A 13,564-nucleotide genomic window follows, 5' to 3' on the forward strand; every position below is an offset into this window, starting at 1 on the left:
CTCTCTCTTTCATCTGTCACAAAACAGTTTCTCTTTACCATCTAAAACAAAGTTCCCACCAGTTGTCCAACCGCAAAACATCGCAATATAGTAAACACCGCGATCCATAAAACAAGATACACTGCGTCTTTCATACAAAACCGTATCTCTTTTTTCAGTCCAAATATTCCCTGAAACCCGCGCAGACACATACTTTCGTAAATCAACTCTGCCCTGTCCATGCTTCGGATCAGCATCTGTCCCATCAGAGATCCCCACACCTTAAAATGAATGCCTTTCTGTCCAGGTGCCCTAAGTTCATATGCCTGCACCACCCGCTGTGTTTCTGCCAGCAATACAGAAATATACCGATAAATCAGCCATACCTGCATCACAATGACTTTTGGCAGACGACATATCTCAAGCGCAAAGCAGATTTTTTCGATCGTTGTTGTCGCAATCAGAAGATACGATGCCAGAACCGCAAAAACTCCTTTTATCATCAAGGTCAGCATTGAAATCACTCCACCACTAATTTCAATCTGTCCCACATTCATTACGATCTGCCTGTCAAAAAAAGGATTAAATATACCTGCCACACAGACAAGCGGCAGCACAACACGCATCCGCCATAACGCATCCTTTACAGAAATTTCATTCATAATAAAAAGAATAACCGGATAAACTGCCATCACAAGCAGTCCACTCAGGTTATACTTAGAAAAAGAAACAACTGTCCCTATATACAAAATTGTCACACATAATTTTACAAGAGGGTGAACCTGGTTCACCCACCTGTCTTCATTTGCCAGTTCCTCGATACTTTTAATCTCAGAAACTGCCCTTTGAATTTTACTCATGCTTTTGATTCTTTCCAAAAAATTTAAATAGATAACAGCCTCCGATACATACAACTACAACCACTGCTGCACCAGCTACACCGGAAAACGATGTTCCTGCCATGCTCTCATTGTTTTTAAATGCATAATCCGGAAGCAGCGCTGTATGCTCCTGAATCTCTGCTGCTGTCTTATATGCTGTTCCTTTTGCATCTAATTCTGTGGTTCCTGCAACCTTTTCCATAGACCATTCCAGTCCGTCCGGATATGCTGAAGCAAACAGAGAAAGTCCGCCACCGATCAAAACAGTTAAAACTGCGAGAATCGTCACTGTCTTTTTCAAAGAAAAACGTGATGTCTGTTTCTGTGTACTTTCATCTGTACCCCAGAGCAGCTCCGGTCTTGCCTCATATACAAAGCAAAGCACTGCTGCCGTGATCAATCCCTCGACCAGACCGATTGCAAGATGGATCGGCTGCATCACTGCCACAAATGTCCCAAACGGAAGCTCCGTAATACCGGAAACAAGTGTCTCTAATGTAACAGAAAATGCTCCCATCTGCAATGTCAGTACACACCCCAGCACAGATGCTGCAATAATCTTCTTTTTGGATGCTCCCCGACGCATCATTGGCTTCCAGATCAGCAATGCTCCTATAAAACATCCATAGAATGCCATATTCCATATATTACAGCCAAGCGCTAAAAGTCCGCCATCCGCAAACAACAGACACTGTATCAAAAGAACCCCTATCATGGTAAGAAATCCTGCGTAAGGTCCAAGTAATGCAGAAAGCAGCATTCCTCCGCACAAATGTCCGGAAGATCCTGTTCCCGGAATTGTAAAATTGATCATCTGGGTTGCAAAAACAAAAGCTCCCATAACTCCCATAACCGGAACTTTCTTAGGCTCATCTAACGCCCTTACCTGTCTTACTGAATATCCGCCCGCTGCTGCTGAGCAAAGATACATTGTTGTCGCAACCGCCGGTGCAACAAGCGCATCTGCCATATGCATATTAAAATACCGCCTTTCATTTATCTTTGAACATATTAGCAAAAATCTGGTCATACCACAAGCCTTTTGTCACAGATCTTTCTACTTTTTCCGCTTTTGACACATACACTAATCCTTTCCATTACTTCCATAATACTCCTATTGCGAAAATGTTACATAATTGTTACAATTCTTTATGTAATCGGCCGATACAAAAAGATTGCAAGATGACCGCAATCAATAAAATAAGAATAAGGAGGACGAAACTATGTGTTTTAATTTCAATAGCTGTTCCGAGTTATTTAATGCTATCTGCAAATATTTTAACCTCGGTTGTTAATTAATTTACCCCGGTCTCTGACCGGGGTATTTTTCTTTTATCTATCTGAATATCAATTCCTATACAGTAGAAATCTACTTGTTTGCTACATACACCTGTCTTAAAGCAGTTCTTTCAGCCACATAGCATTTTCATCTTTTTTCGAAATGATATATTTACCCTCTGGTCATTCGCTGCCCTTCCATATAAGATTCGGATCATCGTACCGCACAGCACATGCTGCCTCCCCGCAAAAATCCTGATCCACGCACCACCGCATCAGTGTATTATCTTCCAAGGTCAGATACCCGCGAAAATCTTCAAATGCGGGTGGAGTAAATATTTGTGGTTTATCTGATGAAAACTGATTCATTTATTACTACCTTTCTGAAATGACTTTAGAATAATGTTTTGGCGCTCTGATCTTGCGGACACGATGCGGACATAAAACTATCAACTTTTGATTACTTTTTGTCACTTCAAAAATTGTAAAAAAATGGCGGAAAGCCTTGATTTTACTGGTTTTCCGCTATTTCCAATCTAATGAGACATCGGGGATTCGAACCCCGGACAACTTGATTAAAAGTCAAGTGCTCTACCAACTGAGCTAATATCCCATATATTTTATTATAAGCTGGGCTAGCAGGATTCGAACCTGCGAATGCTGGAATCAAAATCCAGTGCCTTACCGCTTGGCGATAGCCCAACAAGAAATATAAGACCAACATCTTAAAGACATTGTCATATTTCAGACCTGTTGCACTAGTCGCAACAAAGGTGGATACAGGGATTCGAACCCTGGGCCTCCAGAGCCACAATCTGGCGCGCTAACCAACTGCGCTATACCCACCATACGGCTATAAAGCCTGACACCTTATTAAAATAAGGAAATGTGCTCGAAGGGATTCGAACCCCCGACCCACGGCTTAGAAGGCCGTTGCTCTATCCAGCTGAGCTACGAACACATTTATCACATCTGCCCTGCAACTGATTGCCCGCTTCACAAGCAAACATGTTGCCATATATTATGCTTTCCATAATAATTTGCAAATGGAAAGCGGGTGATGGGAATCGAACCCACGTATCCAGCTTGGAAGGCTGGTGTTCTACCATTGAACTACACCCGCACACAATCGGGGTGACAGGATTCGAACCTGCGACCTCCTGGTCCCAAACCAGGCGCTCTAGCCAAGCTGAGCCACACCCCGATATGAACTTTTAATATTGAAAAGCAAGTTTCTTAAGTGCTTGTCTTTTCCGTCTCATCCGTGACGCAAGAGTTATTATATAGGACTCAAACATAAATGTCAACACTTTTTTTTATATTTTTTCAAAAAAATTTATTTTTCTTATAAATACTCTATTTCATAGTGCGCCACACCTTTTTTATCTATGTCCATCAGAATATACGAAGGGCGCTTTCCCTCCTGTCGCGGATAGGAAATACTACCGGGATTCATGACAACAATCCCGTCACCATATTCGATCAGCGGAATATGGGTATGTCCGAACATTGCAACATCCGCTCCACGCGCTAAAGCCTCGCGCTTTAAATCCTCAATCCCGGAACCGACATAGTAATAATGCCCATGTGTCATAAACACACGGTAATTTCCTACCATGATCTCCTTTTCACGCGGCAAAGAAGAGAAAAAATCATTATTCCCCGCAACGATTTCAAGCGGACAGCCGCAGAGTTCCCCTATATAATCCTCATATCCTTCTGCATCTCCAAGATGGATCACAAGATCCACCGGGGAAACTCTCTCTAAAACAACTTTTAAATTTTCATGTTTTTTATGTGTATCGCTAATAACCAGTACTCTCATAAGGCTACCTGCCCCATCCTATGTATTTCCAATCCCCATTCTTTATACATCAGATTCCATACTGATTCAGTTTTTCCTTCATGGCACGCAATGCCTTACCCCTGTGACTGATCTGATTTTTCTGTTCTTCCGTAAGTTCTGCCGTAGAACACCCGAACTCGTCCACGTAAAAAATCGGATCATATCCAAACCCATTACTTCCTGCCGGCTTTTCTCCGATATATCCTTCAATCGTTTCTCTCGTAACAAGCACATCTCCATTTGGCATTGCAGCCGCAATAGCGCAGACAAACCGTGCTGTACGTTTTTCCTTCGGCACACCCTTTAATCTGTCTAAAATAGCCTGATTTTTGATCGTATAAGACGTATTTTCCCCCATATAGCGGGCAGAATACACTCCCGGTTCCTTGTTCAGATAATCCACTTCAAGTCCGGAATCATCTGCAAGAACGATATCTTTGGTAAACTGTGCAACTGTCTGTGCCTTGATTTTGGCATTTTCCTCAAACGTTGTTCCGTCCTCTACAATATCTGCCTTAATTCCGGCTTCTTTCATTGAAAGGATCTCTGCATCCATATCCCCTAAAATTTCTCTGATTTCTTTCATTTTACCGGCATTTCCGGTTGCAAAAATAATTCTGTTCATATCACTTCTCCATTTCACACTAATCTCTATTCCTGCGCTGCCCTCAAGCGCATCTCAAGTTTGTGCGTAATCACAAATCTTGCATGTGAAAAATGCATTTTTCACACTAATAGCCTTCTTCAAATGCACGCAGTATTGCATGATAAATGCCAAGTGCTGCTTCCTTCTGATAATCCTCCGAACGCAGCAGATCAAGCTCCTCCTGATTCGTCATAAAACCAACTTCAATCAGCGCAACCGGAACTTCACTTGTCCTTATGATATAGATACTGTCTCCCTCAACAAGCCCCCGGTTTCTGCTATTAAGCTGTCCTGTCACTTCCTCTAAACAGATCTGCGCAAAACGTTTGCTTCCAAGTTCACTCGCATCAGATTCATTATACATGACTGCCGTACCATGTGCAGAGGACATTCTTCCACTGTTTGTGGAGTTGTTATGTACACTGATAAAAAGATCGGCATCCGACTTATTTGCAAGCTGCACCCTCTGATCAAAAGTAGGGTTGCTGTCATCTGTTCTGGTGTAATAAACACCAATATTGTGATCATCTTCATCAAGTATCTTTTTTAACTGGAGCACGATATCAAGGTCAATTTCTTTTTCATTGACTCCCTGCTTGTTTGCTCCCGGTGCACGTCCTCCGTGTCCCGCATCGATTACGACTACTTTATCATACACTTCCTGTGGTGTCAAAAAGTCAAAATAATAATATGCATTGTCATATTCTGTTTTTAATTCGTACACACGATCCATTACGATCTCTATCACACCATCCTCTCCCTTACTGGAATAGGAGAGTGTCGCAATGTGATTACTGCTTCCTGTGATCGGTCCATTTTCAAAATAAGAGCGGTCTGTCCCCGGAATACTGATCCTTATCGTCTGTGTCACATAATCATTTGTAAATTGGATATCAGATCCTGTTACATCTTCCGGCAATTTCAACTGCAACTGTCCGCCATGAACCTGTTCTGATGTATCTGCAGCAACAATTTCAAGATCTTTCATCTCTGTCTGGTTTTCCGCATATTCCTGCTCTGCTAAGCGTTCTTCCCTCGTTTCCACAGCCCATGTATGGATCTGGGGAAAAAAAGGAAGTCCAATGCAGACTGCTGCCGTAAGTACCACAACAACTGCTGCCGCAAATTTTAATACTTTATCTTCCATGTAATAACTGCTTTCTATCGATTATCGCTGAATGCCTTGATACAAAGATTCGATTTTTCTACGGTATCAACACTCACCCATTTCGAACCATTTACACTGATATAACTCTCTCCATCATCTAAGTCTACATTTTCAGTCGCCTCATCCGCAGCATACTCAATTGCCATCGGATGTACAGATCCAGGGGTAATAATATGCAAAACAACTGCATAACGCTCCCCCGCATCCACTTCAATCCCCTGATTAAAGTCAACGGTATAATAACCTGCATTTCCCAGCTTACCGGATGCAACCGGGATCATCTTCTCCAAAGACGATTCATCCGCAAACTGACGCACAACATATAATTCATACTGCGAATCTTTTCCAGTTGCATAAAAAGATGCTGCCTTTAAGGTTTCATTTCCCTCTGCAGTAAAAACATTTGCCCCATAGATACTGTCTTTATTGTAACCAAGCTGACCAACCCAGCCGCACAGATCACTCTGATAAATATGATCATAATTATCTGTATTTTCTATATCCGTATAAACAACATTATGTGTTCCAATGTTTGTATCATAATAAGAGATATAAAAAAACCCGTTTTCTCCAAAATTATCGCCCCAGCTGTTCTGACAGATAAAAGCTCCATCACCTTCAAGATCTGTATTAAAATTATCCTTTGAGTAAGAATCATCCCATCCGACGATCACAACATCATGGTTTGGCTTTTCCGTACCAATATAGCAGTAGGCATTCGTACTTTTATTATAATATGGAGAGGAAGACTGTGAGCTTCGCAGTGCATTATAAATGGATGTCTGCACTCCACCATACTTAAATACAGCTTCTTTTATTTTTTCGTAATCCTTGCTCTCGATGATCTGCATTTCCTGCACATGCTTTACTGCCGTAAGATTCTCATCCGTCTGGTCATCTCCATAAGGATCATCCTTTTCATAAACAGGTCCCTTCCATGCTGCAAGATATGCCATTCCCATGGTATATTCGCCACCATCATTCTGAGTCATATTAAATCCATTACACAGTGTCATATGATCCACTGAATACTGTGCGCTCTCCTCCGGCAGCAGCGATGATTCAAGTGCTCCTAATGCTGCAAATGACCAACAGGTTCCATAACTTCCCTGATTACGCACTTCCGCTGTCCGTTTTCTGTCCCTTAGATCATAACTGGTCGGCACGATCGATGCATCCGAATTATCTACAGCCTGTGCCTCATTTTCCTGCATATCCCAGCTATATGTATAATCCATATATTGTGACAGATCATTGAGACTGACATAATACTCGTTCTCTATCATGGTAAACGGAGATGTGATCTTTTCAATATCACCATTCACAGTAGCAGTTCCCTGATCCAGTGAAAAGGAAATATCACTGGAATGTTTTTCCACAACCAGCCTGTCCCCATCATAAATGTGTGCACTGCAGTTTAACGCATCCCGCAGAATGGAAACAGGCATCATAATGTCTAAATTATCATCCATATAAAATTTATATTTTTCATTGGTATACTGTTTATTGTCAATGATCACAGACAGCAGATTATCATTCACACTTGACGCGATCAGCGGATTCCAGGTTTCTGCTTCTAAACTTGCTCCCCGGAAACTGCCGATCTGCTCATATTCTCCACCGGGTATATTATATTTTATCAAAAAAGCAATCGCCACGATTCCACCAAAGGCAATAAATCTTTTCGAATAATGCATGAATCAGAATCTCCTTAATGAAAATTATCACGTTTTGGCGGTTTTGGTCCCATAAACTGATAAAAGTACGTCTTTAACATTCCGTTATAAATCTTACGGTTTTTATCCGCCTTCCGCCCTATGTAACGCTCTGTGTCCTCATAACTGGTGATCAGATACATCGACCATGCATCCAATCTCCGGTATGCCTCCCCGATCTGACTGTATAATTCCGGCAGATCCGCTTTATCTTCTAGGCGCTCTCCATATGGCGGATTTGTCACGATAAAACCATATTTCTTCGGATGGTGCAATTCTGCCACGGGTCTCTGCTGGAAATGGATCAGATGGTCAACTCCTGCACGGACAGCATTCTGTCTCGCCGCTTTTACCACATCACCGTCAATGTCATATCCCTGGATATCCACGGTAATATCATCATTGACCATATCCTGTGCTTCTTTCACACACTCATACCAGACTTTACGGTCTATGATATTTGTCCATTGCTCTGCTGTAAATTCACGATTCATTCCAGGTGCGATATTTGCAGCGATCATTGCCGCCTCTATCGGGAATGTTCCACTTCCGCAAAACGGATCTACAAGGATACGATCCGGTTTCCATGGCGTCAGCATCAGTAAGGACGCCGCAAGTGTCTCCGTCAGCGGTGCTTTGCTGGTCAAAGTACGATATCCCCTTTTATGCAGGGAATCCCCCGATGTATCAAGTGTTACCATGACTTCATCCTTTAACAGAAAAATACGCACCGGATACGGTGCTCCATCCTCAGCAAACCACTCTTTATGATATTGCTGCTTTAACCGCTCTACCATTGCTTTTTTCGCGATCGACTGAATATCAGACGGACTGAACAGTTTACTTTTGATAGAAGATGCCTTTTTTACCCAGAACTTACCATTTTCAGGAATATATTTTTCCCACCGAAGTGACTTGATTCCCTGAAATAATTCTTCAAATGTTTCCGCATGAAAACGCCCTACCTGAATTAAAACACGTTCTGCCGTGCGCAGGAAAATATTCGCCCGGCAGATTGCCTCCTCATCTCCGGTAAATGTGATTCTTCCGTCTTCTACTCTGTCTATCTCATAACCAAGATCATAAATCTCTCTTTTCAATACCGCCTCTAACCCGAAATGGCACGGTACCACAAGTTCATATGTTTTCATGAATTCTCCTTACTGTTTCTTTTACCTTAGTATTATATTATCCGTTCTAAAATACCCTGTCAATGTTAATCATAACCATTATATTGTCTGATCGCCCGCATTCCTCCAACAACTGTATACACCTCGTAACCGCATTTTGCAAGCTGCCTTGCTGCCAAAAGGCTCGTACTACCATATTCGCAATAAACGACTAATGTTCTGGTTCTGTTAAAACGTCTCATCCATCCATTCATTTCCTCATATGGACAGCAATATGCACCCTTATAATGTTCTTCCCGGTAAACTTCTCTCTCCCTCACATCAAGCACCAGAGCATGCTTACCTAAAATGATCTGTTCCATCTCGCGTGGATGTATCGTAAAAAATGCCATAATACCTCCGAAATAAAAACAGATTACAAAGCGCTGCCCTGTAATCTGTTCTTCTGCAAATGTTTTCCTTACATTATATGCAGTTTTCGGTATCTGTGTTCTTATTTAGATACGTTAGAACCTGTGCTATTCTGACCGGATTTATTCTGTCCGTTACTGTTTGTTGATCTGTTCTGTTCGTTGCTGTTTGTTGCCTTGTTGGAAGACTTATTTTTTGAGCTGTTCTGCCCATAGCTATTTTCATAGCTGTCCTCGTAACTGTTTCTGCAATTAGATCCACTGTTTGTTTTGTCTGCGTTCTTTGCCATTTCTTCCTCCATTCCGGTGCCCTTTTGCACCTGCTTCCTGCAATTTGGATGGCATGTACTTTTAACTGCATACAATTTCTGTCATACACAATTTCAGTTACATGCACTTTGGATTGCATAAATATTATTGGAAGAAATGCTTTCAATTATACATACAGTTACATCATATAATATTCTAAATTATCTTTCAGTTCATCTGTGATCTTACCGCCCGCCTTCTGATATTTATCATAGACGCCATTGATGCGCTGAATTTTTTTCGTCATTAAAATATCATATCTCTGCCATGCATTCTGATACATTGGATTAGACTTTAACTCTTCTCTGATCTCCTTCGCAAATGGACAATATGTCACAAGGATCTCTCTTGAAACTTTATTTAAACGAAAACTTCCTTTTGACTCATATTTGATCCAGTTCTGATAATCTTTTACAAACACCTCACGGTAATTATTTTTTCCACGAAGCAGTGCACTTTTTATCTTTTCTTTTGCCTCAATCGAAAGATCATGATTCTTCTTGTAAAACTGAATATAATCACAATACTCTGCTGTCAGGGATTTATCACGGATATCATTCCAGTGAACACCCTGAATTTTGCGGCAGATCTCCCAGCGGTAACGTCCTGTCGTTTCAACCATCATATCATCAAGATCAACAGCTGTAAAAATAGGGAACATATATCTTGCCGGTGTATCACGTCTTACACCCGCAGTCTCCTGCCACATCATCGCTCTTGTTCCTGCATTCGGCATCAGAATAATATTCGGAAGTACTTCTTTCATGATCTCTTCACGATTGATTCCCTTATCCGGATCTGAAAATACAACACCTCTGTAAAATACAGAAAAATCGACCTTTCGCACTTTATTCATGGCATCCTCGATCTTCTGTGCTGTAACAAGCATCTTATCAACAGAATTGATCAGGTCATTCTCTCCTAAAATCGGACAAAATGTCGATACCCTGCCATAAGTAACGCGGTTTCCGGAAGTAAACATATTCTGTATCTCAAATTTTACCTTCATCTCACGGTTATTTGCATACTCCCGCATCTGTTTTTCGTTTACTTTTCCGGTTTTTTTCAGTTCAGCCAGATAGCCCGTATAATCCAGATCAAATTCATTCTTTGACGGCTCATTCTGACCATTATAAATCGTTTTTAACCACTCAAATATCGTAAAAATATGATCCGAGTTACAAACTTCTAAATGCTCTGTCAGATCATAAAGGATATTGGCATTGTCCTCACCCACCATCTGTACATCCATAAAGCCGAAATTTAAAAACATCTCTATGATCGGTGTCGGTTCATCATCATCTTTCATCACATTCATAAATACTTTATAATACGCATCATAAAATACCTGTGAAAGCTGTTTTCTAAGCTGGAATACTTCCGCATCTGTGGAAAGCATATCCGGAAGATCCCTGTACTTCTGGATCAGTTTTCGCATATCTTCGATGCGCTCCGGTGTATATCCGGCATAAGTTAAGATATGTTCTAAGCAGTCTTCTGACTCTTCTTCCTCATCCCATTCCTCATCAGAAATATTATCATCTTCTCCCGGTGTGGCAAACTCATCAATTGCATACTGCGTAAAATCATGATTTTTATACTCATTCAGACGATAGGATACCAGTTTATCATCATAAATATTTAATTTACGGATAACTTCCGCAATTTTATCCATACGTTCTTTTAATGGGGTCACATCATAATGATTCATTTCTGCCTGTATTACAAGCTCAAAATAAAGATGGAATAAATCGTTTTCGGATTCTGATAATAAAATATCCTGATTGTATTTCAGATAATCAACCATCTCGATAATGCCCTGCATAACACGCCTTGTCTGATAAGAGGCTTCCATAATAGCCCCGATACAAAGGCTGTCATCTTTTTGCATGAGCTTTATGTATTCATCAAGATATCCTTTTTTTGTAAGACTGGTACTGTTATTAACTTCCCAGTTCTCTGCCATATGTACCATATCAAGCGGTTTAAAGTTGTCCATCCTCGGAAAACCCTGTCCGTCAATACGCATCTGACTGCAAAGCATGGTATAATCATTATATTCAGTTTCCACAAATGTATGAAACTGTCTTACCAGATTCTTAAATCCGGCATACATCTCAAGCAGCATCTGCCGCTGTTTTAAAGCAGCACGAAGGAGTGTTCCACGCATGCTCTCCTGACCGTTTAATGCATTGATCAAATCATCTGCTGTATTATATGGAAAAACTGCAAGTACAGAATCTTCTCTTGCGATATAGTCACACAAATATCTGTCTTTCTCCGAAACACCGATCACACTTTCTTTGTTCAGAACAATCCTCGCGTAGGAATTTCTCTGTACGACCGATCCTTCTAAAATTAAATACCATGCTTTTACTTTTTCCTTTTGTTTCGCAATTACCTGATTTTTCTGTACCTTAATTGTCTCCATATACCCTGTCTCCTGTCTGCATTTCATGCTGCAACACTTTTTAATCTTTATTCCTGTCTGCTTCTTATACTGTATTTTTCTTATACTGTATTTTTCTTTAAAAATTTATTTACTATTTACTATTTTTAATTTTAACAATTCATCCAACAGACATTTCGCTGCTTCATCTTTACTCATAAGCGCAAGCTCTTTTTCCCACTTTTCTGTGATCAGCGTCAGCACATTTGTGTCACCGGCAAATCCGGCCCCCTGCTGTTTTAAATTATTTGCAGCAATCATATCAAGATTCTTCTTTTCGCGTTTTGCCCTGGAGTTTTCCAACATATGCTCTGTCTCCATAGAAAATCCACATAAAACCGTTTTACCTTTATTCTTCCCAAGCTCTGCAAGAATATCTGTTGTTTTTTCCAGTGCGAGTGATAACTCACCTTCTGATTTTTTGATCTTCTCATCTGCAGTATGCGCTGGCGTATAATCAGCCACTGCCGCTGCCTTTACAATAATATCCTGTTCTTTCGCGCGTTCCATGACTGCCTGATACATATCCTTTGCAGATATCACAGGAACTGTTTGCACAAACATTGGCGGCTCTAATGCAGTCTTGCCGGTCACAAGTGTCACTTCTGCACCACGAAGCATAGCATTCTTTGCTATGGCATATCCCATCTTTCCAGTAGAATGGTTTGATATAAAGCGAACCGGATCGATTGCTTCCTGTGTCGGGCCTGCAGTTACCAGTACTTTCAATCCCTGCATATCTTTCTCAAATGCAAGTTCTCTTAAAACATACTCAACCAATGTTTCTTCTGATGGAAGTTTTCCATCACCAGTATCGCCATTTGCAAGCATACCGCATACCGGATCTATAATCTCGTATCCATGCCGCTTCAGTTTTTCCAGATTTTCCTGCACAATTGAATTATGATACATATTATGATTCATTGCCGGTGCAACCAACACTTTGCAGGTACATGCCATCACTGTCGTAGTCAGCATATCATCCGCAATTCCATTTGCGATCTTTCCTATCACATTTGCAGTAGCAGGTGCAATAAGCACCAGATCTGCCTGCTTTGCCAACGCAACATGTTCCACTGAAAATTCAAAATTACGGTCAAAGGTATCGATCAGACATTTATTGCCGGTCAGTGTCTCAAATGTCGTTGCAGTAATAAAGTTAGTCGCGTTCTGTGTCATCAGGACATGCACATTACAGTGCATTTTCTTTAACATCCGTGCTACATTTGGCATCTTATATGCCGCGATCCCGCCGGTTACGCCAAGAAGTACTGTCTTTCCCTGAAGCATTCTATTTTCCTCCTGCTCTCGTTCTTTTACGATACGATGCTTTTTTAAAATATTTTATACTGTTTTTATGTATTTCGCAACACCTGATTCGTTCTCTTTTTCTTAATTGATTGCCCCTCGCTCCATCGTTAGAGCGCATCCATGGTACTTAAACCTAAAAATGGAGACATGATTTATCATGTCTCCATACATACGTGCGCGAGAAGATTCGAACTCCCGACACCTTGGTCCGTAGCCAAGTGCTCTATCCAGCTGAGCTACGCACACATATTTAATTCATTGTATCTGAAACCAGATACAATGCCGGCGACCGGAATCGAACCGGTACTGTATTTCTACAACAGGATTTTAAGTCCTGCGCGTCTGCCAGTTCCGCCACGCCGGCATAATGAGATAAACTCATTGAATGGGACCTATAGGGCTCGAACCTATGACCCTCTGCTTGTAAGGCAGATGCTCTCCC

12 protein-coding genes and 9 tRNA genes (1 of these 21 running past the window's edge) are annotated in these 13,564 nt (G+C 41.1%); all 21 read right to left on the reverse strand.

Features of this window, described 5'->3' with window-relative positions; translation table 11 throughout:
• Positions 1-41: 41 nt before the first annotated feature.
• Positions 42-839 carry a cobalt ECF transporter T component CbiQ gene (gene cbiQ / locus DXA60_RS09545; RefSeq protein ID WP_117921030.1) on the reverse strand — a complete coding sequence of 266 codons (798 nt, stop codon included), beginning with the start codon at positions 837-839 and terminating at the stop codon, positions 42-44.
• Positions 832-1,836 (reverse strand): energy-coupling factor ABC transporter permease, encoded by a 1,005-nt coding sequence (locus DXA60_RS09550; protein ID WP_117921031.1) that lies wholly within the window; start codon positions 1,834-1,836, stop codon positions 832-834. The genes cbiQ and DXA60_RS09550 overlap by 8 nt, the downstream gene beginning before the upstream one ends.
• A gap of 485 nt (positions 1,837-2,321) precedes the next feature.
• Positions 2,322-2,507, reverse strand: a complete 186-nt coding sequence (locus tag DXA60_RS18985) for a hypothetical protein (RefSeq protein ID WP_243006833.1) — start codon at positions 2,505-2,507, stop codon at positions 2,322-2,324.
• A 171-nt stretch (positions 2,508-2,678) separates the two neighbouring features.
• Positions 2,679-2,751: transfer RNA gene (locus tag DXA60_RS09560), tRNA-Lys, on the reverse strand.
• A 17-nt stretch (positions 2,752-2,768) separates the two neighbouring features.
• Positions 2,769-2,840 (reverse strand) — tRNA-Gln (locus DXA60_RS09565).
• Between the two features lie 70 nt (positions 2,841-2,910).
• A tRNA-His gene (locus DXA60_RS09570) sits at positions 2,911-2,984 on the reverse strand.
• A 41-nt stretch (positions 2,985-3,025) separates the two neighbouring features.
• A tRNA-Arg gene (locus DXA60_RS09575) sits at positions 3,026-3,099 on the reverse strand.
• Between the two features lie 91 nt (positions 3,100-3,190).
• Positions 3,191-3,261 (reverse strand) — tRNA-Gly (locus DXA60_RS09580).
• A gap of 6 nt (positions 3,262-3,267) precedes the next feature.
• Positions 3,268-3,342 (reverse strand) — tRNA-Pro (locus DXA60_RS09585).
• Between the two features lie 141 nt (positions 3,343-3,483).
• Positions 3,484-3,963, reverse strand: coding sequence for a metallophosphoesterase family protein (locus DXA60_RS09590; RefSeq protein WP_022111716.1), 480 nt, complete (start codon positions 3,961-3,963; stop codon positions 3,484-3,486).
• 49 nt (positions 3,964-4,012) lie between these two features.
• Complete coding sequence (locus DXA60_RS09595) at positions 4,013-4,609, reverse strand: XTP/dITP diphosphatase (RefSeq protein ID WP_117921032.1); 597 nt, start codon at positions 4,607-4,609, stop codon at positions 4,013-4,015.
• Positions 4,610-4,715: 106 nt separating this feature from the next.
• On the reverse strand, positions 4,716-5,777 hold the full coding sequence (locus DXA60_RS09600; protein WP_117921033.1) for an N-acetylmuramoyl-L-alanine amidase family protein: 1,062 nt from the start codon (positions 5,775-5,777) through the stop codon (positions 4,716-4,718).
• A 14-nt stretch (positions 5,778-5,791) separates the two neighbouring features.
• The gene (locus DXA60_RS09605) at positions 5,792-7,495 is read right to left on the reverse strand and encodes a lectin like domain-containing protein (protein ID WP_117921034.1); all 1,704 of its coding nucleotides are present in this window, start codon (positions 7,493-7,495) and stop codon (positions 5,792-5,794) included.
• Positions 7,496-7,509: 14 nt separating this feature from the next.
• The gene (locus DXA60_RS09610) at positions 7,510-8,664 is read right to left on the reverse strand and encodes a THUMP domain-containing class I SAM-dependent RNA methyltransferase (RefSeq protein WP_117921035.1); all 1,155 of its coding nucleotides are present in this window, start codon (positions 8,662-8,664) and stop codon (positions 7,510-7,512) included.
• Between the two features lie 65 nt (positions 8,665-8,729).
• The gene (locus tag DXA60_RS09615) at positions 8,730-9,035 is read right to left on the reverse strand and encodes a rhodanese-like domain-containing protein (RefSeq protein ID WP_117921036.1); all 306 of its coding nucleotides are present in this window, start codon (positions 9,033-9,035) and stop codon (positions 8,730-8,732) included.
• A gap of 101 nt (positions 9,036-9,136) precedes the next feature.
• On the reverse strand, positions 9,137-9,343 hold the full coding sequence (locus DXA60_RS09620; RefSeq protein ID WP_118210181.1) for a hypothetical protein: 207 nt from the start codon (positions 9,341-9,343) through the stop codon (positions 9,137-9,139).
• 158 nt (positions 9,344-9,501) lie between these two features.
• Entirely contained in the window at positions 9,502-11,793 is a 2,292-nt protein-coding gene (locus DXA60_RS09625; RefSeq protein ID WP_117921038.1) for a cyclic nucleotide-binding domain-containing protein, read from the reverse strand.
• Positions 11,794-11,898: 105 nt separating this feature from the next.
• A complete protein-coding gene (gene coaBC / locus DXA60_RS09630; RefSeq protein ID WP_117921039.1) occupies positions 11,899-13,101 on the reverse strand; it encodes a bifunctional phosphopantothenoylcysteine decarboxylase/phosphopantothenate--cysteine ligase CoaBC in 1,203 nt (400 codons plus the stop codon).
• A gap of 193 nt (positions 13,102-13,294) precedes the next feature.
• Positions 13,295-13,368 (reverse strand) — tRNA-Arg (locus tag DXA60_RS09635).
• Between the two features lie 34 nt (positions 13,369-13,402).
• Positions 13,403-13,486, reverse strand: a tRNA-Leu gene (locus tag DXA60_RS09640).
• Between the two features lie 22 nt (positions 13,487-13,508).
• Positions 13,509-13,564: transfer RNA gene (locus tag DXA60_RS09645), tRNA-OTHER, on the reverse strand; it runs 56 nt beyond the window's last position.

This window comes from Roseburia sp. OF03-24 (assembly GCF_003463035.1).
In the GTDB taxonomy this organism is placed as follows: Bacteria; Bacillota; Clostridia; order Lachnospirales; family Lachnospiraceae; genus Roseburia; species Roseburia rectibacter.

What these genes read in the sequence shown, in the direction of transcription:
- DXA60_RS09625 (WP_117921038.1), bottom strand. Translation starts at nt 11,793, where the DNA reads ATGGAGACAATTAAGGTACAGAAAAATCAGGTAATTGCGAAACAAAAG.
- DXA60_RS09620 (WP_118210181.1), bottom strand. Translation starts at nt 9,343, where the DNA reads ATGGCAAAGAACGCAGACAAAACAAACAGTGGATCTAATTGCAGAAAC.
- DXA60_RS09595 (WP_117921032.1), bottom strand. Translation starts at nt 4,609, where the DNA reads ATGAACAGAATTATTTTTGCAACCGGAAATGCCGGTAAAATGAAAGAA.
- DXA60_RS09615 (WP_117921036.1), bottom strand. Translation starts at nt 9,035, where the DNA reads ATGGCATTTTTTACGATACATCCACGCGAGATGGAACAGATCATTTTA.
- DXA60_RS09610 (WP_117921035.1), bottom strand. Translation starts at nt 8,664, where the DNA reads ATGAAAACATATGAACTTGTGGTACCGTGCCATTTCGGGTTAGAGGCG.
- coaBC (WP_117921039.1), bottom strand. Translation starts at nt 13,101, where the DNA reads ATGCTTCAGGGAAAGACAGTACTTCTTGGCGTAACCGGCGGGATCGCG.
- DXA60_RS09600 (WP_117921033.1), bottom strand. Translation starts at nt 5,777, where the DNA reads ATGGAAGATAAAGTATTAAAATTTGCGGCAGCAGTTGTTGTGGTACTT.
- DXA60_RS18985 (WP_243006833.1), bottom strand. Translation starts at nt 2,507, where the DNA reads ATGAATCAGTTTTCATCAGATAAACCACAAATATTTACTCCACCCGCA.
- DXA60_RS09590 (WP_022111716.1), bottom strand. Translation starts at nt 3,963, where the DNA reads ATGAGAGTACTGGTTATTAGCGATACACATAAAAAACATGAAAATTTA.
- DXA60_RS09605 (WP_117921034.1), bottom strand. Translation starts at nt 7,495, where the DNA reads ATGCATTATTCGAAAAGATTTATTGCCTTTGGTGGAATCGTGGCGATT.
- DXA60_RS09550 (WP_117921031.1), bottom strand. Translation starts at nt 1,836, where the DNA reads ATGCATATGGCAGATGCGCTTGTTGCACCGGCGGTTGCGACAACAATG.
- cbiQ (WP_117921030.1), bottom strand. Translation starts at nt 839, where the DNA reads ATGAGTAAAATTCAAAGGGCAGTTTCTGAGATTAAAAGTATCGAGGAA.